At 36.1% G+C, this 269-nt stretch carries 1 protein-coding gene; it reads right to left on the bottom strand.

The genetic code is table 11. From position 1 onward, the window contains the following. Positions 1 to 78 precede the first annotated feature (78 nt). The coding region (locus tag CWC17_RS19495) for a hypothetical protein (protein ID WP_212750661.1) at positions 79 to 269 on the bottom strand (191 nt) is incomplete at its 5' end.

Below are 269 nucleotides of genomic sequence, written 5' to 3'. Positions count from 1 at the left end.
TGGTTTGTATTCAGCAAATCGAGCAGATTGACGAGCTTCAAGAGCTTGAATAGCCGTGAGACCCTGATACAGCAATTGCTAATTTTGAATAACAAATAAAACAATTAAAAGACCAGTACAGTAATGAACTTGCCGAGCTACTTGCAAGTAACGATGAGGCGCAATATCGACAAGCTGCTGATAATATTCGCAAATTAATGTTGGAATATAAATTGAAAGACGAACTTGAGAGCATTGATGACAGTTAATTTGACGATTAATTACTATCT

This window comes from Pseudoalteromonas sp. S3785, assembly GCF_005887365.1.
Lineage (GTDB): Bacteria > Pseudomonadota > Gammaproteobacteria > Enterobacterales > Alteromonadaceae > Pseudoalteromonas.
The sequence above is the reverse complement of the archived record's forward strand: the minus strand, read 5'-3'. Positions and strand labels throughout refer to the sequence as shown.